The sequence below is a fragment of the Armatimonadota bacterium genome, from assembly GCA_016789105.1.
Taxonomy (GTDB): Bacteria; Armatimonadota; Fimbriimonadia; order Fimbriimonadales; family Fimbriimonadaceae; genus UphvI-Ar2.
Genome location: JAEURN010000004.1, coordinates 485,351 through 511,446 on the forward strand (window position 1 = coordinate 485,351; position 26,096 = coordinate 511,446).

The 26,096-nt window shown below is 58.6% G+C and carries 26 protein-coding genes and 1 pseudogene; 18 read left to right on the top strand and 9 right to left on the bottom strand.

All coding sequences use genetic code 11. The features are described from left to right. The first annotated feature begins 256 nt into the window (after positions 1-256). Positions 257-2,953 carry a pyruvate, phosphate dikinase gene (locus JNM28_05340; GenBank protein ID MBL8067852.1) on the top strand — a complete coding sequence of 899 codons (2,697 nt, stop codon included), beginning with the start codon at positions 257-259 and terminating at the stop codon, positions 2,951-2,953. Positions 2,954-3,027: 74 nt separating this feature from the next. On the opposite strand, the gene JNM28_05345 is transcribed toward JNM28_05340, so the two are convergent. Further along, a complete protein-coding gene (locus JNM28_05345; protein MBL8067853.1) occupies positions 3,028-3,564 on the bottom strand; it encodes an HNH endonuclease in 537 nt (178 codons plus the stop codon). A gap of 354 nt (positions 3,565-3,918) precedes the next feature. Here JNM28_05345 and murA point away from each other — a divergent pair, with 354 nt between their 5' ends. From murA to JNM28_05370, 5 genes are read left to right on the top strand one after another with little or no spacing between them, the layout of a single operon-like run. Continuing rightward, positions 3,919-5,208 (top strand): UDP-N-acetylglucosamine 1-carboxyvinyltransferase, encoded by a 1,290-nt coding sequence (murA, locus tag JNM28_05350; GenBank protein MBL8067854.1) that lies wholly within the window; start codon positions 3,919-3,921, stop codon positions 5,206-5,208. 16 nt (positions 5,209-5,224) lie between these two features. Then, entirely contained in the window at positions 5,225-6,241 is a 1,017-nt protein-coding gene (locus tag JNM28_05355) for a rod shape-determining protein (GenBank protein MBL8067855.1), read from the top strand. Beyond that, positions 6,238-6,783 (top strand): hypothetical protein, encoded by a 546-nt coding sequence (locus JNM28_05360; GenBank protein ID MBL8067856.1) that lies wholly within the window; start codon positions 6,238-6,240, stop codon positions 6,781-6,783. The genes JNM28_05355 and JNM28_05360 overlap by 4 nt, the downstream gene beginning before the upstream one ends. A 42-nt stretch (positions 6,784-6,825) precedes the next feature. Further along, a complete protein-coding gene (locus JNM28_05365) occupies positions 6,826-8,322 on the top strand; it encodes a GAF domain-containing protein (GenBank protein MBL8067857.1) in 1,497 nt (498 codons plus the stop codon). Then, the gene (locus JNM28_05370; protein MBL8067858.1) at positions 8,319-9,512 is read left to right on the top strand and encodes a sigma-54-dependent Fis family transcriptional regulator; all 1,194 of its coding nucleotides are present in this window, start codon (positions 8,319-8,321) and stop codon (positions 9,510-9,512) included. The genes JNM28_05365 and JNM28_05370 overlap by 4 nt, the downstream gene beginning before the upstream one ends. On the opposite strand, the gene JNM28_05375 is transcribed toward JNM28_05370, so the two are convergent. Next, a complete protein-coding gene (locus JNM28_05375; protein ID MBL8067859.1) occupies positions 9,501-10,022 on the bottom strand; it encodes a hypothetical protein in 522 nt (173 codons plus the stop codon). The genes JNM28_05370 and JNM28_05375 overlap by 12 nt on opposite strands. Positions 10,023-10,170: 148 nt before the next feature. Here JNM28_05375 and JNM28_05380 point away from each other — a divergent pair, with 148 nt between their 5' ends. The 5 genes from JNM28_05380 (at position 10,171) to JNM28_05400 (ending at position 15,232) form a co-directional block, all read left to right on the top strand. Further along, positions 10,171-11,238 carry an acyl-ACP desaturase gene (locus tag JNM28_05380; protein ID MBL8067860.1) on the top strand — a complete coding sequence of 356 codons (1,068 nt, stop codon included), beginning with the start codon at positions 10,171-10,173 and terminating at the stop codon, positions 11,236-11,238. A gap of 57 nt (positions 11,239-11,295) precedes the next feature. Continuing rightward, positions 11,296-12,699, top strand: a complete 1,404-nt coding sequence (gene tig, locus JNM28_05385; protein MBL8067861.1) for a trigger factor — start codon at positions 11,296-11,298, stop codon at positions 12,697-12,699. A 71-nt stretch (positions 12,700-12,770) separates the two neighbouring features. Further along, positions 12,771-13,370: an ATP-dependent Clp protease proteolytic subunit gene (locus tag JNM28_05390; protein MBL8067862.1), complete on the top strand. Its 600-nt coding sequence runs from the start codon at positions 12,771-12,773 to the stop codon at positions 13,368-13,370. Positions 13,371-13,382: 12 nt separating this feature from the next. Beyond that, entirely contained in the window at positions 13,383-14,684 is a 1,302-nt protein-coding gene (gene clpX, locus JNM28_05395) for an ATP-dependent Clp protease ATP-binding subunit ClpX (GenBank protein ID MBL8067863.1), read from the top strand. A gap of 206 nt (positions 14,685-14,890) precedes the next feature. Further along, positions 14,891-15,232, top strand: a complete 342-nt coding sequence (locus JNM28_05400) for a hypothetical protein (GenBank protein ID MBL8067864.1) — start codon at positions 14,891-14,893, stop codon at positions 15,230-15,232. A gap of 78 nt (positions 15,233-15,310) precedes the next feature. On the opposite strand, the gene JNM28_05405 is transcribed toward JNM28_05400, so the two are convergent. The 3 genes from JNM28_05405 to JNM28_05415 all read right to left on the bottom strand — a co-directional run bounded on the left by JNM28_05405 (position 15,311) and on the right by JNM28_05415 (position 17,724). After that, positions 15,311-15,607 carry an RNHCP domain-containing protein gene (locus JNM28_05405; GenBank protein ID MBL8067865.1) on the bottom strand — a complete coding sequence of 99 codons (297 nt, stop codon included), beginning with the start codon at positions 15,605-15,607 and terminating at the stop codon, positions 15,311-15,313. 309 nt (positions 15,608-15,916) lie between these two features. Then, positions 15,917-16,642, bottom strand: coding sequence for a PEP-CTERM sorting domain-containing protein (locus tag JNM28_05410; protein MBL8067866.1), 726 nt, complete (start codon positions 16,640-16,642; stop codon positions 15,917-15,919). 161 nt (positions 16,643-16,803) lie between these two features. Beyond that, positions 16,804-17,724: an aminoglycoside phosphotransferase family protein gene (locus JNM28_05415; GenBank protein ID MBL8067867.1), complete on the bottom strand. Its 921-nt coding sequence runs from the start codon at positions 17,722-17,724 to the stop codon at positions 16,804-16,806. A gap of 52 nt (positions 17,725-17,776) precedes the next feature. On the opposite strand from JNM28_05415, the gene pruA reads away from it, so the two are divergent. After that, positions 17,777-19,405, top strand: coding sequence for an L-glutamate gamma-semialdehyde dehydrogenase (gene pruA, locus JNM28_05420; GenBank protein MBL8067868.1), 1,629 nt, complete (start codon positions 17,777-17,779; stop codon positions 19,403-19,405). On the opposite strand, the gene JNM28_05425 is transcribed toward pruA, so the two are convergent. Both JNM28_05425 and JNM28_05430 read right to left on the bottom strand, forming a co-directional pair. Continuing rightward, positions 19,402-20,196 carry a metallophosphoesterase gene (locus tag JNM28_05425; GenBank protein MBL8067869.1) on the bottom strand — a complete coding sequence of 265 codons (795 nt, stop codon included), beginning with the start codon at positions 20,194-20,196 and terminating at the stop codon, positions 19,402-19,404. The two genes, pruA and JNM28_05425, sit on opposite strands and share 4 nt — an antisense overlap. 24 nt (positions 20,197-20,220) lie before the next feature. Beyond that, on the bottom strand, positions 20,221-20,940 hold the full coding sequence (locus JNM28_05430) for a matrixin family metalloprotease (GenBank protein MBL8067870.1): 720 nt from the start codon (positions 20,938-20,940) through the stop codon (positions 20,221-20,223). A 101-nt stretch (positions 20,941-21,041) separates the two neighbouring features. On the opposite strand from JNM28_05430, the gene miaA reads away from it, so the two are divergent. From miaA to JNM28_05445, 3 genes are read left to right on the top strand one after another with little or no spacing between them, the layout of a single operon-like run. Continuing rightward, positions 21,042-21,953 carry a tRNA (adenosine(37)-N6)-dimethylallyltransferase MiaA gene (gene miaA, locus JNM28_05435; GenBank protein ID MBL8067871.1) on the top strand — a complete coding sequence of 304 codons (912 nt, stop codon included), beginning with the start codon at positions 21,042-21,044 and terminating at the stop codon, positions 21,951-21,953. A 5-nt stretch (positions 21,954-21,958) separates the two neighbouring features. Then, complete coding sequence (gene hfq, locus JNM28_05440) at positions 21,959-22,216, top strand: RNA chaperone Hfq (protein ID MBL8067872.1); 258 nt, start codon at positions 21,959-21,961, stop codon at positions 22,214-22,216. Next, complete coding sequence (locus tag JNM28_05445; protein ID MBL8067873.1) at positions 22,213-23,025, top strand: diaminopimelate epimerase; 813 nt, start codon at positions 22,213-22,215, stop codon at positions 23,023-23,025. Before hfq ends, JNM28_05445 begins: the two co-directional genes overlap by 4 nt. Before the next feature lie 3 nt (positions 23,026-23,028). Here JNM28_05445 and smpB read toward each other — a convergent pair whose 3' ends face one another. Then, positions 23,029-23,499, bottom strand: a complete 471-nt coding sequence (gene smpB, locus JNM28_05450) for an SsrA-binding protein SmpB (GenBank protein MBL8067874.1) — start codon at positions 23,497-23,499, stop codon at positions 23,029-23,031. Between the two features lie 44 nt (positions 23,500-23,543). On the opposite strand from smpB, the gene JNM28_05455 reads away from it, so the two are divergent. From JNM28_05455 to JNM28_05465, 3 genes are read left to right on the top strand one after another with little or no spacing between them, the layout of a single operon-like run. After that, the gene (locus JNM28_05455; protein ID MBL8067875.1) at positions 23,544-24,323 is read left to right on the top strand and encodes an FKBP-type peptidyl-prolyl cis-trans isomerase; all 780 of its coding nucleotides are present in this window, start codon (positions 23,544-23,546) and stop codon (positions 24,321-24,323) included. After that, entirely contained in the window at positions 24,316-25,029 is a 714-nt protein-coding gene (locus tag JNM28_05460) for a hypothetical protein (GenBank protein MBL8067876.1), read from the top strand. The genes JNM28_05455 and JNM28_05460 overlap by 8 nt, the downstream gene beginning before the upstream one ends. Next, a complete protein-coding gene (locus JNM28_05465) occupies positions 25,026-25,769 on the top strand; it encodes a hypothetical protein (protein ID MBL8067877.1) in 744 nt (247 codons plus the stop codon). The genes JNM28_05460 and JNM28_05465 overlap by 4 nt, the downstream gene beginning before the upstream one ends. Here the strand turns inward: JNM28_05465 and JNM28_05470 are convergent. Then, positions 25,766-26,086: pseudogene (locus JNM28_05470) on the bottom strand (DUF2202 domain-containing protein). The gene JNM28_05465 and the pseudogene JNM28_05470 sit on opposite strands and share 4 nt — an antisense overlap. Between the last annotated feature and the right edge of the window lie 10 nt (positions 26,087-26,096).

The following is a 26,096-nucleotide window of genomic DNA, read 5'->3' on the forward strand; positions in this document are numbered from 1 at the left end:
CTTTCGCAAGATTAGGAGAGCCGGTTCCAGACGAACCAGTGCAATCTCTTCATTAGGAGTCTGACAGAAAAATCCGGCGAAAGTTGACTTTCCCGGCAACAATCAGGGTAAAGGCTAGTATTTTTGCGGGTTGGGGTTCTGTTTTGGCGTCCTGAACCTGAAAACGGCCCGTGGATATACTCGGGGCGCAATCCCCACCGTTTTGTCAGCGGCGCCAGGGCGGGTGGGCATTCCAGTTTACAAACAGGAACCACCCATGAGCGACAAGCGAGTTTATCTGTTCCGAGAAGGGAACCAATCGATGCGCGACCTGCTTGGCGGCAAAGGCGCCAACCTCGCCGAAATGACCAATATCGGCCTACCGGTCCCCCCGGGATTCACCATCACCACCGAGGTTTGCGGCGAATATTACGCCAACGGTCGCCAGTTGCCCGCCGCCCTCAAAGGCGAATTGGAAAGCGCGGTTAGGGATGTCGAATCCCAAATGGGTCGGACTTTCGGCGGATCCAGCAAGCCGTTGCTGGTTTCTGTCCGTTCTGGCTCCAAATTCTCCATGCCGGGGATGATGGACACGGTTTTGAATCTGGGTTTGAATGAGACGACCGTCCAGGCGATGATCGCGGAAACCGGCAACCCCCGCTTTGTCTACGACAGTTATCGCCGGCTCATCATGATGCTCAGCGACGTCGCGTTCGGGCTGAGCAAACACCACTTTGATAACGAGATTTTTTCGGCATACAAGAAAAAGGTGGGGGCTAAGGGCGACCTCGACTTGACGGCGGACCAACTGAAAGAGGTTTGCGATGAATTTTTGGCCTATGTCAAGGCCGAAACGGGCAAAGAGTTCCCGAGCGACCCGTGGGATCAGCTCATGGCCGGGATCGAGGCAGTTTTTGCAAGCTGGAACAACGACCGGGCCATTGTTTACCGCCGGACAGAAAAGATCCCCGACGAGATTGGCACCGCCGTCAACATCCAATCGATGGTTTATGGCAATGCCGGCGAGGATTGCGGGACGGGGGTTGCCTTCACCCGCGACCCGAGCACGGGCGAAAACGAGCTATTCGGCGAATATTTGATGAATGCTCAAGGCGAAGACGTCGTGGCCGGCGTCCGCACCCCGGTGCCCATCAGCGAGCTGGAAAGGCAAAACCCGGAAGTGTTCAAGCACTTCACCGACACCTGCGCGATCTTGGAAAAGCACTACAAGGACATGCAGGATCTGGAATTCACCATCGAGCATGGCAAGTTGTTCATGCTCCAGTGCCGCAATGGGAAGCGAACCGGCCCGGCGGCCGTCCGGATTGCGGTTGAAATGGTTCACGAAGGGCTGATCACCCGCGAAGAGGCGATCCAGCGGGTCACCGGTTCCCACTTGGACCAGTTGCTCCACCCGCGAATCGATCCTTCGGCCCTGGAAAATGCGACCGAATTGGCAAAAGGGCTGCCGGCTTCGCCGGGGGCTGCCGTCGGCAAAGTGGTTTTCACCGCCGATAAGGCCGCCGAACTTGGGGTTCACGGCGGGGCTGGTCAAAAAGTGCTGCTCGTCCGCGAAGAAACCAACCCCGACGACGTCCACGGCATGCTGGCGTCACAAGGCGTTTTGACCGCGCGCGGCGGAAAAACCAGCCACGCCGCCGTTGTGGCCCGTGGGTTCGGGATTCCTTGTGTTGCCGGGGCCGAGGAGTTGCACATCGACGAGAAGGCGCATTTTTTCTCCGTTGGCGGCCACACGGTCAAGGAGGGAGAGACGGTCACGATGGATGGGTCGAGCGGAAAGGTCTATCTGGGCGAGCTCCCGCTCATCGCCCCCGAAGTCAGCGGGTCATTTGGAGAGCTGATGGCCTGGGCGGACGAATTCCGCACCCTCAAGGTGCGAACCAACGCCGACAACCCGCGCGACGCCCAACAAGCGATCGAATTCGGGGCCGAAGGGATCGGGTTGTGCCGGACCGAACACATGTTCTTTGAAGCCGACCGGCTCCCCTTGGTCCAGGAGCTCATCCTGACCAAGGATCCAGCCATCCGGCAAGACATGTTGGACAAATTGCAAGTGGTTCAGCAGGGCGACTTTGAGGGGATTTTTGAAGCGATGGACGGCAAGCCGGTGACCATCCGCTTGATCGACCCGCCCTTGCACGAATTCCTCCCGAGCAAGGATCAGCTGATCCACGAAGTCTGCGACCTCGGCTACCGATCGATGACCAATTCCGAGCTCAAGCTGAAGTTGGAAGAAAAGCAGAAGCTGCTTCACGAAGTGGAGGCGATGAGCGAGGCCAACCCAATGATGGGTCTGCGCGGTGTGCGACTGTCCATCATCCTCCCCGGGATGGTGGTGATGCAAACGCGGGCGATTTTGCAAGCGGCGGCAACGGTTGCCAAACGAGGTGTGAAAGTGTTCCCAGAGATCATGATCCCGCTTGTTTCCACCGTCAACGAATTGCGAGTTGTGCAAGGGCTCTTGGAGACCGAGGCGAAGAAGATCGTGGCCGAGCAAGGGGTCGACATCCCATACATGTTCGGCACGATGATCGAAATCCCACGGGCCGCTCTGACCAGCGGCGAGATCGCCGAATACGCCCAGTTTTTCAGCTTTGGCACCAACGACCTGACGCAAATGACTTTTGGCTACAGCCGGGACGATGCGGAAGGAAAGTTTTTGCAACGGTATGTTGAGCAAAAGATCTTGCCGACCAATCCGTTTGAGTCGATTGACCAGACCGGGGTTGGCCGCCTGATGAAGCTCTCTGTGGAAGAGGGCCGCGGAGTCCGGCCCGGCTTGAAGTGCGGGATTTGCGGCGAGCACGGGGGAGACCCGGAATCGGTTCATTTCTGCCACGCCATCGGCCTGGATTACGTGAGTTGCTCCCCATTCCGCGTGCCGATCGCGCGCTTGGCCGCCGCCCAGGCCGCGGTGAAAGATCGCGTCAAGGTCGGCACGGCTGATAAGTGAACCGGGATCAAGAGCAGTATTGGGGGGCGGTTTGGAACCGCCCCCCACTTGTTTCGGCTGGCGCTTGCCGAATGTTAGTTGACGGCCTTTTGCCCGAACTCTTTGAAGACGGGAAGATAGAAAGCCCAGTCGTCCCTTTCGATGGCGGACATGTATTTTTGTAAGCTGAGATAAGGCACGTAGTGCGGCTGTTTAGGGACTTTTTTGAGCTTCATGTTGGCCTGCTGCGGGGTTTTGTCTCCCTTTTTGAGGTTGCACCGGCGGCAGCAAGCCACCAGGTTGTCCCAGGTGTGGGGCCCACCCACCCACCGGGGGATGACGTGATCCAGGGTGAGGTCGCGGGTGGAGCCGCAATACTGGCACTCGTATTTGTCGCGGGCGAGGATGCTGTGCCGCGAAAGGCGCAACCGGGGGATGGGTCGGCGGACTTGGTAGCGCATGCGGACAACGGACGGCGTCGTGTGTTCGCCGCATGAAGTGAGGTAGGCGGCCCCGGTGTCTTCGATGACTTCGGCCTTGCCCAGGATGATGAGCGTGACGGCCCTTCGGAGGTTGCAAACGTTGAGCGGCTCGTAGTTGGCGTTGAGTAGCAAGACTTCGTGTTTCGGCATGGGTCACATCACCTGGTTGATTGCGCTTGGCGTACAAAAAAGCCCGCGCCTGTTGGGACAAGCGCGGGCCGGATGGTCTCCGACGGCCGGGCGTATCAGGGTGTCGAAGCATATGGGTGGGCACCCACAGTGGCGTACCAGATAGCTGCCGCAGAGTTGCATGTCTCTGCTTTTCATACGGACGGCGGATAAGATTTGCCGCTCGAATTTTTATTGTCTTAACAGACTTGGCAACGAATCCTCCACTTGACCTGAAAAAAACTGGCGGGCCGGCCTCGTCCGGTAGAATGGACAGGTTGAGCCGGTGCGAATCCGGCTGCTTCGGAAAAGACCATGGATGGTGGAAACGGGGAAATGAACGTATTGCGGATTGTCGGTGGCAGCCCATTGAAGGGCAATGTCGATGTGGCGGGCAGCAAAAATGCCGCCTTGGCGATTTTGGCCTCGGTGCCGTTGGTCGATGGCCGGGTTGAGCTGACGAATGTGCCAGATATCAGCGACATTCGCATCAAGTTGGCGCTCCTCAATCAACTGGGGGTGGAATCGGTCTTCGAAGGTGACCGACTGACCCTCGATACGGCCGGGTTGAAGCAGGCCGAGCTCCCCGAAGAAGAAGTCCGCAAGATCCGAACTGGCTTTTACATGTTGGGACCGCTGACGATGCGGCTTGGCAAAGTGCAACTCCCCATGCCGGGTGGTTGCAAAATCGGGGCCCGCCCCGTCGATTTCCATCTCAAGGGCCTGCGGGCGCTGGGCGTCCAAATCGAAACGGTGGCTGGCACTTATGTCTCCGAAGTCGAAGGTGTAGATGGGTGCGAAATCTACCTGGACGCCCCAAGCGCCGGGGCCACCCAACACCTGTTGGCAACGGCGACCTTGGTGCCAGGGAACACCGTGATCCAAAACGCTTCCGTGGAACCCGAAGTGGTGAGTTTGGCCACATTCCTCACCGCCGCCGGGGCAAAGATCGAGGGAGCAGGGACGAGCACGATCACTATCGCAGGTGTCGATCGGCTTGAAAGTTGCCGGTTCCGCATTCCGGCCGACCGCATGCAAGCCGGCACCTATCTGCTGGCGGGGGCCATCACTGGCGGGGACGTGACCTGCCGGGGGATTTTGCCCGAAGAGCAGACGGCTTTGGTGAACAAGCTGCGCGAAGCTGGTTTCAATTCAGAAGAAGGGAACGACTGGGTGCGGGTTTGGGCCGAAGGCCGGGGCCGGGGGATCCGGGTGAAGACCATGCCCTACCCGGGCTTCCCAACCGATATCCAGCAGCCGATGTCCGCCCTCTTGTGCCTTTGCGATGGGCCGAGTTCGATCGAAGAGACCATTTATGAAAGCCGAATCGGGCACGTCGACGAACTCCGGCGGATGGGGGCGAACATCCGGGTTGAGGGCCGTTCGACCTTGATTGACGGGGTTGAGAATTTGACGGGGGCGACCGTCGTTGCGAGCGACCTGCGGGCGGGTGCCGCCCTTTGCCTGGCGGCCTTTGCTGCCCAAGGCGAGACCGTCATCAAAAATGTCCACTATATCGACCGCGGCTACCAGAACCTCGAACGAAACTTCGCGCAACTGGGCGGCCAGATCGAACGTTTAGCAGAAGGGGAATGGCTGAAGGCGACTGGCTCGGTCAGTTCATAATGATCCAGGCAGAACCATCTTGAGACTCGTCCCACAAATCGGAATCGACCTCGGCACGGCCAATCTTTTGGTATTCCGGCGCGGAAAGGGCATCGTGTTGAACGAACCGACGGTTGTCGCCATCAACAGCAAGACCAAAAGGGTCTTGGCCGTCGGCAACGACGCCCGCGAGATGCTGGGCCGGACCCCCGGCAACATCACCGCCATCCGGCCGATGAGGGACGGTGTCATCGCGGAATACACCGTCACCGAAAAGATGTTGGAATACATCCGCAAAAAGACGGTTCCCGGCCCGGGGTTCGTCAAGCCGGTGGCCCTAATCTGCGTCCCCAGCGGCGTGACCAATGTAGAACGCCGGGCCGTGCTCAAGGCCGCCCAGGCCGCTGGGTTTTCCCGGGCCAGCACCATCGAAGAACCGATGGCGGCCGCGATCGGCGCCGGGCTCCCAATCGCCCAACCCGGCGGCAACATGGTGGTAGACATCGGAGGAGGGACAACCGATATTGCCGTCATCAGCCTGGGGGGGATCGTCCGGTCGGCCAGCCTCCGGGTCGGCGGCAACAAGATGGACGAGGCGATCATCCGCCACATCCGCAATGTCTACAACCTGGGCATCGGCGAACCCACGGCCGAGGAACTCAAAATCAGGATCGGCAGCGCGTTCCCCATGGATCCCGAACTCCAAATGGAAGTCCGCGGCCGGGACATGGTAGCCGGGCTCCCCAAGACTGTCGAAGTCAGCAGCGTTGAAATCCGGGAGGCGCTGAGCGAACCCGTGCGCGCGATCGCAGAAAAGCTTTGCCAAGTCCTGGAAGAAACCCCGCCGGAACTTTCGAGCGACGTCATCGAGCGCGGCATCGTCCTCACCGGAGGCGGCGCGTTGTTACGCGGCCTGAGCACGCTCTTGGAAAAAATGACCCAGATCCCCGTCCGTGTGGCGGACAACGCTTTGGATTGCGTGGCCATTGGCACCGGCCGCGCGCTTGAACACATGGACGACATCGAACGGTCGGGGGCAGTCACACGGATATGAGCCGGGCTGTAGCAGCCATTGGGCTCGCAATCCTGCTCGGTTGCCCGGTTTGCGCCCAACAAGGGCAAAAGCCGGCTCCCAAAGCCGTTCCGCCACGGCCCCAATCCGCCCAACCGCAGACGGCTTTGCGCTCAGATTTTGCGCTGGTTTTGAACGGGCTCGATTCGGCCGCCAGCAAGAAACTGGGAGTCCGGGCGACCCCCTATCAAGGCGGGGAGGGCAAGGTCACTCGGGATGAGGTGGTCGCCGAACTGGCCAAGCTATTTGCCAAGTACAAGCCAAAATTCCGGGTGACACCCCGGCCCGGCGACGTCTACCCAGATGTTGTGGACAAGTTCAACGCGGATCCCAAGACACGGGAGACCCTGAAAATGTTTTCCAAGTGGCTGGTTGTGAGCCCGGTTGGGCCGCTTGTGGCCGGAAACAGCCCCGAAATCGGGGAAGAAGAGCTTGGCGACGCCCTTGGCTACTTCTTCACCCGGGTGATGATCTACTCTCACCAGCCAGATCCGGCTTGGACACCTTCTTTGCAAGGCGGTTGAATCGGCTGGCGAAGTGGCTGCGATCCGCCGAAAATCTAGTCGGTGGCGGCGCAACCTCGTTGGTCTCAGGCCGACCTGTGGGATCTTTTCGACCTCGGGCCGGTTTCAGAGACGGATATCGGAAAATACCTGGCAGTGACTTTAGCCAAATGCGTCAGCTGGTTTCGTGCCAGTGGCGGGTCGATTTTCTTGGATGACGGCAATGGTTGCTTCCGGTTGATGGCCAAGTCGGGGGATCTGAGCCGGCTCCCGGTCGGCGCGGTCATCGAACCCGGAGTTGGGATTGCGGGAATTGTTGCTTCCAGCCGCGTCGCCCGTTTGATCGACGACCCGCAGATTTACCCCGATTTGGCCGGGGTTGCCGGAGATTCGCGGGTTGCCAGTTCGATGGTCATCCCGCTCGCGGATACCGGACGCCGGGTCATTGGGGTGTTAAATATCAGCCGGCAATCCGGTGAGCAACCGTTCCGGGATCAGGATCTGGATCAGGCGGTCGCTTTGGCGGCCCATGTGGCGCTCGCCGTCGGCAATGCCGCCTCTGTGGCCTCATTACGGGATAGCCGGGACGCCATTGTGCGGGCCAACGAGCAGTTGGTCGCCGTTTTGGATTCCGTCGGTTCAGCGGTTTGGGTTTTGGCACCGGATGGGAGCGTGGTCAACCAGAACTTGCAAGCCCTAACGTGCATGTCTGACCCGACCGATTTGGTAGCGAGCTCTTTGGCCCGCTTTGCCGCCGAGGCATTTGCAGGGCCGGCTCCCGAACCGGTGAGGTTGTTCGATCCGCAATCGGGCCGCGCCTGGCTTGTCCGGACCGCGGCGCTGGAAAGCGGTGGGGCCGTGGTCTCATCCCAAGAAGTGACCGCCCACGAAAGCCAACAGCGTGAGCTTGCGCGCGTCAAGCGCCTCGCGGAGATCGGCCAAATGACGGCGGCCATCGCTCACGAGATTCGTAACCCGTTGACCGGGATCCGCAGTGCGGCCCAAATGATCCGGCAGCACCCTGAAATGGTGCCGGACTTCATCCCGTTAATCGAGGAGGAATCGTTGAGGTTGAACGACCTTTGCGACGAATTCCTGGAATTTGCCCGGCCTCTTCAGCTGAATTTGGCCCCTCACCGGGTTGGCGAGTTGGCGGGCCAAATCGTCAACGTGCTTGCCCCCCTTGCCGGAGAAACCGGGGTTTCGTTGGAATTTGTGCAGATCGGCCCGGATTTGCCGATATCAATCGATGTCCGGCGGATCGGGCAGGTTGTCCACAACCTTGTTCGGAACGCCATCGAGGTGACTCCTGCCGGCGGCAAAGTCCTCATTAAGGCCGAACCGGGTGTCCTTTTGGTACGGGATTGGGGTCCAGGGATGGAACAAGACGTGATAGAGAAGCTGTTTTCGCCGTTCTTCACAACCAAGCCGAATGGAACGGGGCTGGGGTTGTGTAATTGCAAGAAAATAGTGGACGCCCATGGAGGGGAATTGGGTGTTGAATCGGCACTCGGCGAGGGCACGACATTGACCGTCCAACTAAACCGAGAGACAGTATGAGCAAGAAGCACCGCGTCCTGATCGTAGACGACGAGTTGAACATCCGCCGGATTTTGCAAGCGTCGTTCGACAAAAACGGCTGGCTGGCCATGACGGCCGAATCGGGCGAAGAGGCTTTGCGCATCTTGGCGAGGGAACAGATCGATTGTGTTTTGACCGATGTGACGATGCCGGGCATGAGCGGCTATGAGATCCAAAAGGAAGTCGCCGAACGGTATCCCGACATCCCGGTGGTTATCATGACGGCGTATGGCACGATCCCCCAGGCCGTGGAAGCGATCCGGAGCGGCGCCTTTGAGTTCGTGACCAAACCGTTCGATCTCGATTCGGTGAAAAAGACGATCCAGCTGGCCTTGGACGGTTGTGAACCCGGCGCCAAAAAGCCGGGTGGTCGCGTGCGGAAGAAGGAAAGCGGCGGCGTGCAGCGTACGTTCATCGCCGAATCGCCGGCCATGCGCGAGATTATGGACATGGTCGCGCAAGTGGCCGACAGCCGCGCCACGGTTTTGGTGACAGGTGAAAGCGGTACCGGAAAAGAGGTTGTGGCCCGCATGATCCATTCGCTCTCTGGCCGGAGCGCCAACCCCTTTGTCGCCATCAGTTGCGCGGCCCTGCCCGAAACGCTGCTTGAATCCGAACTGTTCGGGCATGAAAAGGGGGCCTTCACGGGGGCCGACTCAGCCAAGGCGGGCCGGTTCGAATTGGCGGACACGGGAACGTTGTTCTTGGATGAGGTGGGGGACATCCCCATGCCCATCCAAATCAAGCTGTTGCGGGTGCTCCAAGAGCGGGAATTCGAGCGGTTGGGTTCGACCAAACCGACACGGGTGGATGTTCGGCTTGTGACGGCTACGAACCGCGACCTCCAGGAAGCAGTGGATGACGGCACGTTCCGGCTTGATCTGCTTTACCGGTTGCAGGTGGTGGAAGTGCATCTCCCGCCACTCCGCGACCGCAAGGAGGACATCCGGGCGTTGTGCGAGCACTTTTTGGCCAAGTACTCGGCCGAAAACGGCCGCGGTTTGGCCACCGTTAGCACGGAGGCTTTGGAACTTCTTCACCGCTACGAGTGGCCGGGCAATGTTCGGGAACTGGAAAACACCATGGAGCGGGCAACGGTCATGGCCCGCCCAGAAGAAGTCGAACTATCGATCCAACACCTGCCCCACAAGATGCGGTCAGCGGCTTGACGCGGACTTGGGTTGCGGCCGGTAAACCCAAATCGTGCCGGCTTGCAATCCATTCAGGTCGATGGTTCCCCGGGTGACGTAGGCGCGGCCCTGCGAATTCTGCTCCAAGATTTTGACTAGCCCGGAACTGGGCTCATAACTTTCGACCACGGCCGTGTGGTGAACAGCGCGGAAGGTGAATTTTGCGTTGCCGGCCTTTGTGACGATGACGACGTCCCGGAATTGCAGAACCTCGCCTGGTTTGAGTTGGCCGGCGTGCGATTCAGCGGTCAGGGTGGCCGTGCGGCGCCCCCAAACATAGTCGCCTTCGTCAGGGTAATCCGGCCAAGTCCCGAAAGGTTTGGAATTAGTTGAGGTCAGCCCTTCGGCCGGGAGGTCGGCGCATTGGCCATCTCCGACTTTTTTGCCCAGGTTCCGGCTTGCAAACCCCACCATCGCCGCCATGGCTTCTTGCTCCGCCGTTTCGTTGCAGGTGAGCGTGATTGCGATAACGGCGAGGGCCAAGCTCATAGCAATTCCACCAGTCTGTATTTTGAACGATCCAGGCGGTTGGCTGGTACCGTCCCTAACCAAAAGGGAGGGCATTTTGACGCACTCCCGCGCTTTGTGGCGTAGAGAGCCCACAGGTACACTTGCAGAACCGCCCAACGGAAGCCCGATGCTGAATTACGACAAATCAATTGTAGAAGAACTGGAATCGGATCGGCCCCGGATCCCGGTCGGGCTGTTGAGCCGTGAAGAAAAGGATCGTTTGATCGAACGGGGTTTTTTGGCCCTTTACCGCTGGTATGTGGACCGGAGCCAGGCGTTGCGCAACTGGTCGCCCGACCGCGACGTGCTGTGGAAGAACATCCGGCGCGACCACAGCTATGAGGTCAACCGGATTTTGGAAGGGTTTTTTGCCGTTGAGCAATATGTCCCCGACTATGTGGAAGACATGGTCAACTTGATTCGGCGAAGCCATGGGCGCAGCCATTTTCAGATCCGCTGGGGAAGCGAAGAGGCTAAACACGCCGATTTGTGGCACAACGCCTGTCTGTTCAGCCGGTTCAGAAGCCCGGAATGGCTGCGCAACTATATGGGTGAACTCCGCGGGAACCAATGGCGGTTGCCGTGGGAAGGCGACCCGATGCGTATGATTTTCTATACGGTGTTCCAAGAGCGGGCAACCCAGATCAACTATCTCAACATGGGCGTGATTGCCAAGGGCCAGAGCAAGCTGGAGGCCTACAAAGATTCGGCCGACCCCGTTTTGGTTCAGGCATGCCGGCTGATCGCGATCGACGAAGCCGCGCACTACAACTTTTTCCTTGAAGGGGCGCGACTGTTCCTTTACTACTACCCGGCCCAGGCGCTGGAAGCGATGCACGACGTCATCAAGTATTTTTCGATGCCGGCGGGCAAGATCATCCCAAATTACGACGAGTTCAGTTCGATTGTGCACAAGGCGGGGATCTACGGCCCTCGGGAACACGCCAAAGACGTGATTCAGGTCGCCCTCAATAATTTGGGGATGGCCAGCAAAAAACTTCTGGAGGACGGAATCCGCAAAACCCGATTGGTTCCGGATGCGGATGGCAACTTGCGGGAGACGGCGATTTTCCCCGGACTGGACTTTTCCCACGTGGAGGAGGCCGTAAGGCGCATGTTCGACCGTACGGCCAAGTTCGAAGCGGAAATCGGGTTTGACGAGGTCGACCCGTTCGGATTCAAACCTGCCTACTGAAGCAGCGCATGGCCCCGGCAGAAACCGGATCAGCCAGGTACCATGCGGCATTCAAGCATGAGCACAACCGGCCTTTCCGAAATGCAGGTCACTCGAGAAGACATCAACCCGGCGACGGTGCGCCTCGCCATCTCCTGTACCGCTGAACAGATTTCCGCTGGCTTCGACCGGGCCCTCCGTGAACTCGGGAAACAAGTCAAGGTCCCCGGATTCCGTCCCGGCAAAGCCCCCCGGAAGATGGTCGAGGAGGCCGTAAACCCGCAGGCCCTTTACGAAAATGCCGCGGACATGATCATCCGCAAAGCGTATGAGCAAGCGGCGAAGCAATTCGATTTGAAACCGGAAGGCGTGCCCAGCGTCGACTTGCAACAGTTTTACCGGGGAGGTGAAACCACCGAAGACGGGAAGACGGCTGACCCGACGCTCCAATTCACAATCAAAATCCCCTTGGCCCCGGTTGTGGAATTGGCCGACACCAAAGGGTTGCAGGCGCAACGCCCCGCCGTCACGGTCAGCGAGGAAGAGGTCGATTACCAGATCGAGGAGTTGCGGCGCGGCCAAGGGACGAAGCGCGAAGTTTCCGACCGGGGGATCCAAGATGGTGACGCCGTTGTTTTGAGCCTTTCCGCTGACGACGCCGATCCGAGGAGCTTCATGGTCATTGCTGGCCAGACGTTCCCCGACCTCGACAAGGCCCTGCAGGGCATGGCCGGAGACGACGTCAAGTCTGAAACGCTCAGTTTTCCTGACAACTTCCAACACGAAGCTTGGAAAGGCAAGAAGCTGAAGACGAAAATCGCCGTCAAATCGGTCACATCGTTCCAGCTCCCGGAACTCAACGACGAATTCGCCAAAGGCTACAACATCGACAACGTGGAGGCCTTGCGAGAACGCGTCCGGGAAGGCATTCAAAGGGTCAAAGACAATGCGGTGCGGGACATGGTCCGGGATCAGCTCCTGGATACATTGCTTGAAAAGAGCACTGTCCATGTCGCCGAGAACACCTGGGAAAGCGTTGTGGATCGCCGGATCCGGGAGCTGGGGGCCGAACTCCAGAACCGGGGGATGGACTACGAACAGCACTTTAAGGCCAACAACCTGACGGAAGAAGAGTTCTTGGAGCAGTTGCGGGCCGATGCCAAGCTTAACGTGCACCGGGCAGTCGTGATCCAAAAGATCTTCCAAGACAATGGGATGACCATCAGCCAGGATGACCTGAACGGATTTTTCCGGCAAGTCTTGGCCGAAAACAATGTGGCCCCGGAAAACACGGAATCGTTCACCAAGGAGTTTGGTGCCCAAATCCGTGAAGAAGTGATCTTCCGGGCGATGACGAGCAAAGTCACGGATTACCTGATCGAACATGCCGAGATCTCCGAATCCGGGTCTCCGGCCGAAAAGCCGGCAAAGCCGAAAGCCGCCAAAAAGCCCGCCAGCGAAACGAAGAAAACAAAGAAGTAGTCAAGAAAACTAGCCTGCAAGGATGACCGACCAGGCCCGACAACAGTACAAAGGTACAAGGATTGACGAGAATGAATGAGATGAACGTCGGAGTCCCGTTTGTCATCGAGCAAACGGCGAGAGGGGAACGGAGCTACGACATTTGGTCGCGGTTGCTGAAAGACCGCATCGTCTTTTTGGGGACGCCCGTTGACGACTATGTCGCCAACTTGTTGATCGCCCAGTTCCTGTTCCTGGAAAAAGAAGACCCGGACAAGGACATCGACTTTTACATCCACAGCCCCGGTGGCAGTGTCAGCGCGGGTCTGGCGATCTATGACACGATGAACATGATCAAGCCGGATGTGGCGACCATCTGCGTGGGGCAAGCGGCTTCTATGGGTGCCGTCTTGTTGGCCGGCGGGAAAAAGGGCAAACGGTATTGCCTGGATAACGCCCGGGTGATGATCCACCAAGTGAGCGGGGGAGCCCAAGGCCAGCTCACGGATATGAAGATCGCGATCCAAGAGGCAGACCGCTACATGCAGATTTTGATGGGGATCTTGGCTGAAGCCACCGGCAAGTCTGTCGAGCAAGTGAGCAAAGATTGCGACCGCGACAAATTCATGTCGGCCGAGGAAGCCCTGGAATACGGGCTGGTCGATAAAGTTTTGAAGCCCGGCGAACGATAATAGAAGAGGCTTATGGCGAAAACGGAAGAGCGGAGAGACAGGTGCTGTCTTTGCGGAAAGAAAAAGGAACAAGTTCCCAAACTCATCGTGGGTCTCCACGGAGCCGTTTGCACCGACTGCGTTGAACTGTGCAAGGAAATCCTGGGCAGCGACACGTCACGCCGGCCCGAATTGGCCCCGACGGCCGCAAACCTGACGACTTCGACTGGTTTTTCGGGCAAGTCGAGTGACTTGCCCAAGCCCAAAGAGATTGTCGAATTCCTGGACGGTTATGTCATCGGCCAAGAGCACGCCAAGCGCGCCCTCGCCGTGGCGGTCTACAACCACTACAAGCGGATCGGCAACCGGGGCACAGATTCTGATGTTGAGCTGAGCAAGAGCAACATTTTGATGATTGGGCCCACCGGGAGCGGCAAAACCCTGCTGGCGCAGACGCTGGCGCGGATGCTTGAAGTCCCCTTTGCGATTGCAGACGCCACCGCCCTCACGGAAGCCGGATACGTGGGCGAAGATGTTGAGAACATCTTGCTCAAGCTGTGGCAAACCGCCGAAAGCATGGATGGCCGAGACCCCAAATCCCTTTGTGAGCGCGGGATCATCTACGTCGATGAGATCGACAAAGTGAGCCGAAAAGGCGACAACCCCTCGATCACGCGGGATGTGAGCGGGGAAGGGGTTCAGCAAGCCCTCCTCAAGATTTTGGAGGGGACGCTGGCCAACGTGCCGCCCCAAGGCGGCCGCAAGCACCCGCAACAGGATTACCTGCAGATCGACACAAGCAACATCTTGTTTATTTGCGGGGGAGCGTTCGACGGTCTCGAGGAGATCGTCCAACGCCGCATGAAGGAAAACGTGATTGGTTTCCGGAGCGAACCGCAAAGCAAACAGGAACGCAAGAAAGACATTCTGCGCGAGGCCAATCCGGAAGACCTGATGAAGTTCGGGCTCATCCCGGAATTCATCGGCCGATTGCCGGTCATCACGGCCCTTGACCAATTGGACGAAGAGGCCCTGGTCGAGATTCTGACCGGACCGAAGAACGCGATCATGAAGCAATACGCCCAGTTGTTCGAACTGGATGGTGTTGAACTGCAAGTTGCCAGCGAAGCGCTCAAGGAAATCGCCCAAGAGGCCTTGAAACGCAAGACGGGTGCCCGTGCCCTGCGCGCCATCATCGAGCAAATCATGCTGGAAGCGATGTTCGAAGTCCCGAGCAAATCGGATATCAAGCGCGTGGTGATTCCCCCGGGAGTCCTAACGGACAAGAAACAGCCGATCTTGATGACGGCCGAGCAGATCAAAGAAGCAAGCTGAGAGCAAACGCTTCTCTATCCAATGCCCCCGGGATCCAATAACCCGGGGGCATGTTGTTTTTGCGGGCCGGTATCCCTGCCGGTTCCGCAAGACCCTGTTAATCCTGTGAGGAAATTCTGGGCCGCCAAAGTGAATAAACAAACTGTGCCCCACCGGCTCCAACGCGTTGCGGAAGGCTGGTTTGGGGATCGAATGGAACCTGACCTATGTACTTACTGACCTGGAACAAGAATGAGCGGAAAGTCGAAGCGAGCTTTGGCGGCCACGTGACTTTGAACGAAGCAAGGGTGTTCATCGATGAACTCCGCGATATCCTGGCCGAGCGGAAGGACAGCCATTTCGATGTGACCGTCGATTACTCGACAACCAGTTTCATGGATGAACCCGTGGCCCAAACAATGGAAGAAGCCCGGGAGATCTGCCTTTTTGCTGGCGCAAGCCGCGTGACATTCATCACGCGCAATGAAAAAGAGGCCGCGGTTTTGACGAATAGCCGGCTTCAGGGCGTTTTGGAAGGCCGGGAACGGTACATGGCCTTCGCCTGCTAGTCTGCTATCAGATTGAGCGGTCGCCCCAGGGTTTCACGCCCTGGGGCGGCCGCGTTTATGTTGGGCTATGGCATGGATTCAAATGCCGACCCGGTCGATGGGGAAGGGCGGCTGCACCAACGGCCGGGCCGCCAATTGCAACAGCACGAACGGGTTGTCGTCGGCAGCGACACGGTTGCTGCTAAGAGCCCCGCATTGGGTGCACCGGTGAATGACAGCCCACTCGCCACCCTTCCGAGACCAAATGGCGATGGGCTCCATTTCGGCCCCGCAGTTCGACGAGCGGTCGCCGGGCCGGGAATCGAGATGAAGCGAATGGAGACAGTTGGGGCAATGGTTGCGGTGACGCGAACCGGCCCCTTCGGGGAAAACCATGGCACGGCAATGCGCGCACCGGAACGGCTGGTTGAGTTGTTTTCTGCTTGACAAATGGATCCTGTGAATGAAGGCGCAACGAAGCACCCAGGCGGCCTCTCGGAGAGGGTTGCTAACACATTTTTAGGGGAACCTTGGCTCCAGATTGGATTCCGCGGCCCCAACTCAGGATCGGGCAGATTGCATACCGTGGCCATTTTGGCACAAACCGCTCGGGCAAGACCCATGGAAAAGGCCCGACTCCTTTCGGAGCCGGGCCGGTGTTTCCGCATCCGTGCGGGATTATGACCCTTGCTTTTTGACTAAGCTTTACTTTTTGCGGCGCTTGAGGGCGGCCAAACCGGCGAGGCCCAAGAGAGCCATGGTGCCGGGTTCCGGAACCGCATCCAAGGTGAAGTCATCGACAACAAACGCTTGGCCGCCACCCAACGGGTTTGATTGGGCGTTGATCATGGAAGCGCGCACCCGGACGAAGTTGGTGCCGGTCGGAGCCGTGCCCGTCAAGGAGTACAGCTTGTATTGGAACGCTTGGCCATTGGCGGTCACCAGGGTCGGCAGCAAGGAGAGTGACACTTGGGAAAGGAGCCCGCCGGCCGCATCATGGAATTCCATGGCGAACACGGCATCTTGCATCAGGGCGTTGGCTTCGCCGCCGGCCCATCCGGTCATGGTGTAAACCGTGCCTGCCGTTGCCGCCACATCTTGGTATAGGTGGCCGGTGGCAAGGTTTGTCGACGTGCCGCTGAAGGGTTTGAAGAAAACCCCCCAGTCATCTGAGTTGGCGCCGTTGGTGGTCACGGGGGTGGGGGCAGGGCCGGCCCACGACTCGGACGACATTTCATCTTCGTAAGCCCCGGTTGAGGAGCGGGTGCCATCGTTGATCCAGTTGGCCGGCTTGGGCAAGAAGAAGTTGGGAACGATCTCTTGTTGATAGGTGACGTCGAGGTCGCCATTGAGCAAGAGGTTTGCGCCGGCGATTCCCGGCGTGATGCAGGCCAGGCCGAAGGCCAGTGCCAAAACGCTTGTTTTCGTCATTGAATTTTGTCCTCTGTGAAAAATCAGACGTTTACTGAACCGTTTCAGCAAACCCTGTTGAAATAATCATAACTGATTTTTTGCCAGGGATGTTTGCCATGTGTTCGGAACTGGCAAATTTACGGGATATGCAGCCGATTCCGGCTCGCGGAATAGCAAGGCTAAGGGGAATAGGCGCCCGTGGAAAGGAACATCTCGGCCTGAATCCGGGCGCGGGTGGCATAGCGCTCTTTGATCTCGTCGAGCTCTGGGTTGGCAACAAAAAAGAGGTCGTTGGCAAAGAACAGCTTTCGGGCCAAGATGAGGGACTGGAACTGTCTTTCTGTGAGCGAAATCTGGACTGGCTCAAATGAAAATGTTTGCCGAACAATGGCTTCCACATCGCACCGGGGCGTTTTGGTCATGTAGTAGAACACCGTGTTGGCCACCTCGATCGCCGGCGGGGCGGTGTGCGAGTATTCGAAGTCGAAGGCGATCAGCTGGCGCCGGAAGCGGAGGACGTTCCGGTTGTGGAGGTCGAAGTGCAGGGCGGAGGGGGGCTGGTTGCGCCACAGGGTGTCCAGCGCCTCTTGGCATTCTGCCGACGCCTCGCTGAAGACGGGGCCTTCCAACCGGCATTCCAAGCCGGCAAACACCGATCGGTATTCGGGCAGCCGGAAACCGGGCGGGAGCGGGTGGCCGGAGATCCTCTGCAAAAGGCCACACACGGATTGCAATGGCCCGGTAGTGAGGTTAGCGGGGAGTTTCCGCCCCTGGATCCAGTGGTTGCAAATTGCCAAAGTCCCTTGCGGCCCTGCGCCGGCAACGCGGACTGGCTCGGTAGAAAATGGCCGACAAACGGGGATGCCGGCTTTGGATTGGGAGTCGCACCACGCCAATTCTGCCCTCAAGTCGTCAATAGTCCGGGGGGAGTCGGTGATGAGTTTCAAGGCGAAAAGTTGGCCATTTGCATCTTCGACCCGGAAAGTTGCATTGAACCCGTAATGGATGAGTTTGCAGGCTGAGACTTCGATACCAAAGAGTTCCAATGCGGCTAAAGCGGCCGCGTTGAGACGGGTTTTTTCAGGGCAGGTTCGGGGCATAGGGCTGGGCGTCGGCTTGGGCTCTCGCAGGGTGGTCGGTAGACTGAGGAGTATGAAGGTTGGGAATTTCTGCTACCCAATGCCGGCAAACGAGCCGGTGCTGAATTATGCGCCAGGCAGTGCGGAGCGCCGCCGATTGAAAGAGGTTTTGGCCGAACTCAAGGCAAAGACTTCCGACCTGCCGATGGTGATTGGGGGCCAAGATGTTCGAACCGGCGACCGGCGCGAAATGCGCCCCCCCCACGAACTCGGGCACCTCTTGGGCCATTACCATTACGGAACCCGCGAGCACGTGGAACAGGCCATTGCATCCGCCCTTGCGGCCCGCAAGGCGTGGGCGGCCATGGATTGGGAAACGAGGGCTGCGATTTTCTTGAAGGCAGCCGACCTTATTGCCACCAAGTACCGCCCCTACATGAACGCGACGACGATGCTGTGCCAAAGCAAGAACGCGTTCCAAGCCGAAATCGATGCCGCCTGTGAAATCATCGATTTCCTCCGGTTCAACGTCCACTTCCTCGACCAGATCTACCGGCAGCAGCCCAACAGCAGCCCAGGGGTCCACAACCGGATGGAGTATCGCGGGCTCGAAGGGTTCGTCCTGGCCGTCACACCGTTCAACTTCACGGCGATCAGTGGGAACCTCCCCACTTCGGCGGCCATGTGCGGCAATGTCGTTGTTTGGAAGCCGGCCAATACCCAAATCTATTCCGCGCACATGTTCATGCAAATCCTGCAAGAAGCCGGGTTGCCCGATGGCGTCATCAACTTGGTTTACGCCAGCGGGCCAGAGGTGGGCGAGGCTTGCACCAGCCATCCTGATTTTGCCGGGGTGCACTTCACCGGTTCAACGGGAACATTCAACTATTTCTGGAAGACAATCGGGGAGCGGATCGGAAACTACAAGTCCTATCCCAGAATCGTTGGCGAAACCGGTGGCAAAGACTTTGTGGTCGCGCACAAATCGGCCGATGCCGTCCAAGTGGCCACCGGCCTCCTGCGCGGGGCATTTGAATACCAGGGTCAAAAATGCTCGGCGGCCAGCCGGGCCTACATCCCCCGCAACTTGGCGGCCGAAGTGAAAGCCCTCCTGGTCGAAGGGGTCAAGTCCTTCAAAATGGGGCCGGTCGATGATTTCTCCAACTTCATCAACGCAGTCATCGACGAAAAGTCTTTTGATTCCATCGCGGCCTACATCGACCAGGCCAAAGCCGATGGCCAAGGGTTTTGGGTCGGCGGAGGGTACGACAAGAGCAAGGGCTATTTCATCGAACCGACCGTCATCGAAGCCAACGATCCCAAGTACAGAACGATGTGCGAGGAGATCTTTGGCCCGGTGCTGACGGTCTACATCTACGACGAAGACCGGTATGAAGAGACGTTGGAGCTCATCGATTCGACGAGTCCCTATGCGTTGACGGGCGCGGTTTTTGCCCGAGACCGGGCCGCGGTGGAAATGGCGGTTGAAAAGCTCCGGCACGCGGCCGGCAACTTCTACATCAACGACAAACCCACCGGGGCCGTGGTCGGGCAACAGCCGTTCGGCGGCGCAAGGGCAAGCGGCACCAACGACAAGGCTGGGTCTGCGCTCAACCTGTATCGGTGGTTGAGTGCGCGGACGATCAAAGAGACGTTTGTGACCCCGACCGACTACCGCTACCCGTTCTTGCAAGAAGACTAAGCCAGAGTCAGCAAGGCGACTTCGGGCGCGCAAAACAACCGGCTCGGAAAGAACGTCGTCCCCAGCCCCCGCGTGACATAAAGCGGCGTGGGGGCATGGGGGTAGAACCCTCGGACATAGTTGCGCCCGTTGCGGGTCTTCATCGGCGTCCAACCCCAGGGCGTTCCAAACTGACCGCCGTGGGAATGGCCGCTCAACATGAGTTCTGGCCCAACGGGCAAGACGTCCACCATATCCGGTTCATGCCACAAAACGACCATCGGCTTTGCCGGATCGGTCTTCATCAGGGTCGCAAATGGTTGTGGTGAACCCGCATTGGCACTGTCGATCCCGACCAGTTGCAGGCCTTGGTAAGACCAAACCTCGTTGACGAGGAACCGGCAATCGAAAGATTCGACGACCTGCCGCACGAGCTCGACATCCCCCCGGTCGTGGTCGCGGTTGCCGGCAATGGCCACCGACTTTCCGGCAAAAAAATGCAGGTCGTGCAAGGCGGCTCGCAAGAGGTCGCGGTAGTGCGGGATGTTCCGATCCACAAGGTCTCCACCAATAACGAGGAGATCAGGGTTTTGATCTTTGAGCCATTCAAGAGCTTGGCGGGTCAAGTGGACGGTCTGCCGGTCGCGGATGTGGAGATCGGCGAAAAACCCGATGCGGAAGCCGGCCAACCCGCTTGGCCAGCGGGGAAGTTCAATCTGCCGGCTCTCGCATTTGAGGCGGTTGGCTTCCACCGCAGCCCCATAGGCAAGGGCACCCGCACCCGCGGCGAGCCAGGGTAGGAGCTTTTTCAACGGAACGGTTGTACCTGAGCGGGGTCAGTTGCCGTTTTTGGAAAGGAGGCTGGCTTGGGCGATGGAGCGGGCTTCATTCCGGGCCCCGCGGAGGGCTGCGGCCTCTAATTGGCTGGCGGAGGTCGCCGGTTGCTTTAGGTAGAGCGGCCCCATGACATCCCCCAAGTTGGGGCTGTCCCACAGCCCAAGGAGGTGTCCGAGTTCGTGGGCTGCGGCGTGAGTCAAGGCAGATTGATCCATATCCCGGCCGCTGGGGGCCTTTGTACGGACTTTAATATCACCGCTGAGCGTGAGGCTGTATCGCCCGTTGCCCCAATCGTTGACCTGGCGTTGCCAAACCGCATAGCCGGCGACCTCGCCGCCAACCGACCGGACGCCCGTCTCAAACCGAATCCGCACGTTGGCTTGGCCCGGTTCGACCTCGACAAATCGGACTTCCTGATCCAGGGCCTTGTTCCAGATCGCCACGGCGTCATGAATGGCCGCTTTGGCAGATTCGGCCTGTGAATCCAGAACCTGGGAATAGTCAACGGTGTAGCGGATCTCGTTCTGAACAAGAACGAGGTCGGCATAGGCAATGGCTTTGTCATAATCGCCCCCGGCCATGGCTTGACCGGCGGTCTGGATGAATTCGCGCAATTTTGGCTGAACCAAATCGTAGGGCCTGCGGGCATTTTCGGCATGGGCTGGCACAAGGGCGCAAATGGCGATTGCCGCCAAGGTGGGGTACGCGAACTTGTTCATTGCCAAAACCCGCCGGTTGTCCCGGCTTCTTACTTTTTTATCTTTGGAAATCTCTGGCGAACCTTCCTGGACGAATTGCCAGGATTGGGTAAACGTCTGCCGTGGATCAGGCTCCCCCCCTTATCGCCGTCATGGGCCCAACCGGGTCTGGCAAGTCCGATGTCGCCGAAATGGTGGCGGCCAAGTTGGGTGCGGTCCTGGTTTCCGCCGACGCCTTTCAGGTCTACCGGGGGTTCGACATTGGCACGAACAAGCCCAATGACCGTTCAAGATATGAATTGATCGACATTTGCGAGCCACCGGAGCAGTTCGGGGTTGGGGAATTTTTGCAGCGGTGCGGGCCGATCCTGGCCAAAGCTTGGGAGGGTCGCATCCCTGTCGTGGTGGCGGGGGGCACCGGCCTCTACATCCGGGCCTTGTTCGAAGGATATGCCGATCTTGCCGGCCCGCCAGATTCGGCCGTCCGGGCGGAGCTGATGCAAAGGGAGCGGGAATCCGGGCTGGGAGCCCTGGCCGAAGAGTTAACGCGGCTGGATCCGGACACCAAAGTGGATTTGGCCAACCCGGTTCGGGTGCGCCGCGCCTTGGAACGGATTTACTGCCCGACGGAGCCGGTCAAAGTAGATCTCCCGCCATTCAACCTATCAAAGTTCAGCCTGGAGGTTGAACCGGCCGGACACCGGGCCCTGCTTGCCTCGCGGCTGGATGCGATGATCGACCGGGGTTGGATCGAAGAGGTCAAAATGCTCCAGGGGAAGGGAATTGCACAAAATGCCCCGGCGATGCGGGCAATCGGGTATCACAGTTGGATTCGTTACTTGTCCAAGGCAACGACTTTGGACGAGGCGAAAGAAGAGATCCTGACCTTGACGGTTCAATACGCCAAGCGGCAGCGCACTTGGTTTAGGAAAGAGCCCCGCCTGCGCACTTTGGCCGTTGAACCTGGTTCAGTCAGGTCTTTGAAAGCGGTTGCGGCGTCAATTTGGACGTCCGCCGCAAAACGGGATGGATAACGGAAATGGGCAAAGCGATCAATTTGCAAGACATGTTCTTGAACCAGGTGCGCAAAGAAGGCATCCAGGTGACGATTTATTTGATGGGGGGCGTGCAGCTTCGCGGGAATGTGAGGGGTTTTGATGCCTTCACCGTCTTGCTCGATTCCCCCGGTAAGCCGACCCAATTGGTGTACAAGCACGCGATCACCAGCGTGGTCCCCAGCAAGCAAGTCGGCCAAAAAGAGGACGAAAACGGAGTTCCGGCCAAGAGCGAGGATTGAGTCTTCAATTTGAGAAGTGGCACGGGATCGGCAACGATTTCGTGCTGATCGACGGTTTACCAGACGGGATTGCCGAGGGCGACCTGCCGGAGCTTGCGCGGGCCGTCTGCCAACGCACCTTCGGCATCGGTGCCGATGGGCTCCTTGTTGCATTGCCGCCAGTTGACGCGGATGCGCGGATGGCCATGTACAACCCGGATGGTAGCGAAGCCGAAATGTGTGGCAACGGGTTGCGGTGTTTTGCCATGTGGCACCATCAAGGTCGGGAATCAGCCGGGGACTATCGAGTGGAAACCAGAGCCGGTTCCTTGCGGTGTCAAGTTCGCGGAGACCAGGTCGCCGTGGAGATGGGCGTGGTGCAAATTCTGCCCGGCCCTGTTGAAATAGAGTTGGATGGGCACCGGTTCGACTCCTGTGGCGTAGATGTCGGCAACCCTCACTTGGTGGTGTTCTGCCCCAGCCATCAAGATGTCAAATTGGAAGAGTGGGGTCGCCGTTTGGAAAACCATTCGGCTTTCCCAAACCGAACCAATGTTCATTTTGTCAGCCTGGAGCCAGATGGCACCCTCCGGCAGTCCACTTGGGAACGGGGGGCTGGGATCACTCTGGCATGCGGAACCGGTGCCTGCGCCAGTGCCGCTGCGGCAAGGGGGCATGGGTGGTGTGGCGATTCGGTTTTGATCCATTTGCCTGGCGGGGATTTGCAAATCGACTTTGAGGGCAACCTCGCCACAATGACCGGCCCGGCCGTGCGCAGCTTTACCGGGACGTGGATCGGCCGCCGGGGGGCGTGGCCCGACGGGCCGTAGTTTTCACCCGTTGCGTTCCAGATCCCGCTTTTCGTCGCGTTCCTTGATCGATTCGCGCTTGTCGTAGGTTTTTTTGCCCCGGGCAAGGGCAACGGCAACCTTGGCTTTGCCATCTTTGAAATAGATTTTGTAGGGGACGAGGGCAAGCCCCTTCTGTTCTGACTTTCGCTGAAGTTGGTCGATCTCGTTCCGGTGCATCAGCAGCTTCCTCGCCCTCCGCCGTTCGTGCGGGAAGGCGGCGCTGAACTCATAGGGCTCGATGTCGAGGTTGAAGAGGAATAATTCGCCTGCTTTGACTTGGCAGTAGGCGTCGGTGAGGTTGGCGCGGCCCAGGAAAAGACTTTTGACCTCCGAACCCACCAAGACGATTCCAGCCTCGACCGTATCTTCAAAATGGTATTCAAAAGAGGCTTTACGGTTTTGAATCGTCGCTGGGCCCGATTTTTGGTTCTTTTTGGAATCCTTGGACCCCATGGGCCGTTGAGTGTACCGTGATGCCGCGCAGGTACCATTGTCGCATGAAATCCTTAGGTTTGGCCGTTGTTGTTGCGGTCGCCCTCACCCTTTGCGGCTGTGATGGCAAAAAAGGTGAGAAGTCCGAATACGACACCGGGCTGAAGAAGTTGACGACCAAGGACACCGTGGTCGGCACGGGCCGCGAGGCCACCAAGGACGATGCCGTGTTTGTCCTTTACAAAGGGACGTTCATCAAAGACGGCAAGCAATTCGACAGCAATATGGACGACCCAGAGTCGTCGATGCCATTCATGGTGCAGTTCAAATATGGCGGCGTGATTCAGGGATGGCTTGATGGAATCCCGGGGATGAAAGAAGGGGGCACCCGCATCATCGACATCCCTTACAAAGACGCTTATGGCGATACTGGCCGGGACAAGATTCCCCCCAAAGCCGACCTGCGATTTGAGATCAAGCTCCTTTATGTCCTCAAGGATAGCGAGAAGAACGTGATCGATTCAGTCGACACCAAAGTCGGTTCGGGGCCGGTTGCCAAGGAAGGGGATACCGTGACCATCCACTACAAGGGCACTTACCTTTCGGGCAAGCAATGGGACAACAGCCGCGAGCGCGGCGACCCGGTGACCTTTCCGCTCAAAATCACGGAAGAAGGAATGCCTGGCCTGATCTATGGCATCCAAGGGATGAAGGCAGGCGGCGTGCGCACCCTGGTTCTGCCCCCATCCATGGCGTTCGGGATGTCTGGTTCGGAATCGGTGAAGGGCAATCAGCCTATCAAAATCGTGGTTGAGCTGCTCAAAGTCAACGGAGCCGGTGCCTGACGCGTTTGGAATGGAAATGGTGAAAAAGTTCTTCTTGGCTTCGGCCGTCATCGCCCTCGGATTTGTTGCAGTAGCCCCATCGCCTTCTTTGGCGCAAGTGACCAAGAGCGGAAGCAAATACAAGTTCCGCATGAAGTGGGTGAAAGGGGCCCACATGGCTTATGGGTTGGAAATGACCCAGGTCGGCAGCACGGCAAAACCGATGCAGATGGGCTTGGTCTATGACGTCCTTTCGGTGGCCAACGGGGTCGGAACCGTCCAAGCCACGGTTTCCAATGCCGGGCAGCAACCCCAAAAGGAAACCGTGAAGATCGACGACCGCGGTCGGGCCTCCGGCGGTTCCAACGTTGCCGGGTTCTCAAACATCCTTGAGTTTCCGGCCGAAGCCGTCGCCGTCGGGGGGAGTTGGAAGACCAACGCCTCGCTCCCCGGTATGGGCGGCAGCAAAATGACGGGAACGGCCACCAACACGTTGAAAGGGTTCCGAACCGAAGGCGGCAAATCTTACGCCTACGTGACGACCGATTTGAACGTTTCGGGTGGCGGAGTGTCGGGCAAAGGCAAGACCGATTCGCTGATCTCCATGGCTGATGGCCAACTCTTGCGCACGTCGATGGCCCTCAAGATGACGATCAGCACCAAGGATTCCAAAGGGAAAACTGTAACGCAATCGATCGACCTCACCGTCAAGATGACCCGGAAATGACTTGGTTCGCCCGCCCATCCACAGATCCCGAGTTGGATCGGCGGTTGCGCGGGCATTCTGGATTCACCCTATCGGGGGATCCGACCGACAAAGTGCTGTTTGCCCGCGGCGGTTGGAATCGCGAAATCGTAGTGGGCCAGCCGGGGCGGCAAGCGGTCAATGGTTCTCTCTACGGCCTTCCGGAATTGGCCGATAACAACCCGTTGGTTTGCGCAGACCTGTTCAGCGTCCCTTCGCCAGAAGCTACGTTGGCCCTGATCGGGCTCGGGCCATTGGTGCGTGCCGGGCTCATTGTCGAAGACCCGGTGGTTCAACTCTCGTTTGAGCCGGCTCATGGCGATATCGGGCCGGCGCTGGCAGAGCTGGGTTGGCAAGGTGATGTCGTCGTCCACGCCGACCCTCAAGAGTTGGGGTCAGTCTTGGCCGCCGTCTGCATGGCCGAGATCGAGGCGATGGCTGACTATTCGGAGTTGGATTCCTTGTTCGAAGAGGCCTTTGGCCGGTCGTTCTTCATCCGCGGGGTCGACGCGCTGACATGGGATGTCGAGCATGTCCGGGGTTGGGACAACGCCGTTTACACCTTGCGGGTCAGCCCGTTTGAAGACCGCGCCTTGGTCACTGTGCTGGTTATGGCCGATAAGAACGGCAAATGCGGGGCGGGCCAAATCGTCCACACCATGAACGTCATGTGCGGATTTGAAGAGTGCCTTGGCCTGTCCGTTCCCACGGCGGCGGACTAGTTTCCGACAATTTTTCGGAATTCTGTTTCGGTGAGAAACTGCGGTTCGTAGTCACCTCCTCGGGATTTGATTTGCCCGTAAAAGGCGCGCAGGTGGTTCCCTGATGCTGAACGAAGTGCACTCAACGTTGTCAACACCTGCCCTTCGGTACCCGCTTTGATCATGGCGTTCAGGTCGAAGATGTCTTTGTCTTCGATTGTCGCGCCGGCCTTGAGGGCATCCAAAAGAGACTTGTTGCCAGCCCTAATCAGCTTCTTGTAAAGCGTGAGGACATCGGGATTTTTGAACTCGCCGGGCTTGAGACCCTCGACAGGGTTGGCTTGGTCA

What these genes read in the sequence shown, in the direction of transcription:
- JNM28_05390 (MBL8067862.1), top strand. Translation starts at nt 12,771, where the DNA reads ATGAATGAGATGAACGTCGGAGTCCCGTTTGTCATCGAGCAAACGGCG.
- JNM28_05360 (MBL8067856.1), top strand. Translation starts at nt 6,238, where the DNA reads ATGAGCCGGGCTGTAGCAGCCATTGGGCTCGCAATCCTGCTCGGTTGC.
- JNM28_05405 (MBL8067865.1), bottom strand. Translation starts at nt 15,607, where the DNA reads ATGGTTTTCCCCGAAGGGGCCGGTTCGCGTCACCGCAACCATTGCCCC.
- JNM28_05345 (MBL8067853.1), bottom strand. Translation starts at nt 3,564, where the DNA reads ATGCCGAAACACGAAGTCTTGCTACTCAACGCCAACTACGAGCCGCTC.
- JNM28_05455 (MBL8067875.1), top strand. Translation starts at nt 23,544, where the DNA reads ATGAAATCCTTAGGTTTGGCCGTTGTTGTTGCGGTCGCCCTCACCCTT.
- JNM28_05400 (MBL8067864.1), top strand. Translation starts at nt 14,891, where the DNA reads ATGTACTTACTGACCTGGAACAAGAATGAGCGGAAAGTCGAAGCGAGC.
- pruA (MBL8067868.1), top strand. Translation starts at nt 17,777, where the DNA reads ATGAAGGTTGGGAATTTCTGCTACCCAATGCCGGCAAACGAGCCGGTG.
- JNM28_05410 (MBL8067866.1), bottom strand. Translation starts at nt 16,642, where the DNA reads ATGACGAAAACAAGCGTTTTGGCACTGGCCTTCGGCCTGGCCTGCATC.
- JNM28_05415 (MBL8067867.1), bottom strand. Translation starts at nt 17,724, where the DNA reads ATGCCCCGAACCTGCCCTGAAAAAACCCGTCTCAACGCGGCCGCTTTA.
- hfq (MBL8067872.1), top strand. Translation starts at nt 21,959, where the DNA reads ATGGGCAAAGCGATCAATTTGCAAGACATGTTCTTGAACCAGGTGCGC.
- JNM28_05380 (MBL8067860.1), top strand. Translation starts at nt 10,171, where the DNA reads ATGCTGAATTACGACAAATCAATTGTAGAAGAACTGGAATCGGATCGG.
- tig (MBL8067861.1), top strand. Translation starts at nt 11,296, where the DNA reads ATGAGCACAACCGGCCTTTCCGAAATGCAGGTCACTCGAGAAGACATC.
- JNM28_05465 (MBL8067877.1), top strand. Translation starts at nt 25,026, where the DNA reads ATGACTTGGTTCGCCCGCCCATCCACAGATCCCGAGTTGGATCGGCGG.
- JNM28_05370 (MBL8067858.1), top strand. Translation starts at nt 8,319, where the DNA reads ATGAGCAAGAAGCACCGCGTCCTGATCGTAGACGACGAGTTGAACATC.
- clpX (MBL8067863.1), top strand. Translation starts at nt 13,383, where the DNA reads ATGGCGAAAACGGAAGAGCGGAGAGACAGGTGCTGTCTTTGCGGAAAG.
- murA (MBL8067854.1), top strand. Translation starts at nt 3,919, where the DNA reads ATGAACGTATTGCGGATTGTCGGTGGCAGCCCATTGAAGGGCAATGTC.
- smpB (MBL8067874.1), bottom strand. Translation starts at nt 23,499, where the DNA reads ATGGGGTCCAAGGATTCCAAAAAGAACCAAAAATCGGGCCCAGCGACG.
- JNM28_05375 (MBL8067859.1), bottom strand. Translation starts at nt 10,022, where the DNA reads ATGAGCTTGGCCCTCGCCGTTATCGCAATCACGCTCACCTGCAACGAA.
- JNM28_05430 (MBL8067870.1), bottom strand. Translation starts at nt 20,940, where the DNA reads ATGAACAAGTTCGCGTACCCCACCTTGGCGGCAATCGCCATTTGCGCC.
- JNM28_05340 (MBL8067852.1), top strand. Translation starts at nt 257, where the DNA reads ATGAGCGACAAGCGAGTTTATCTGTTCCGAGAAGGGAACCAATCGATG.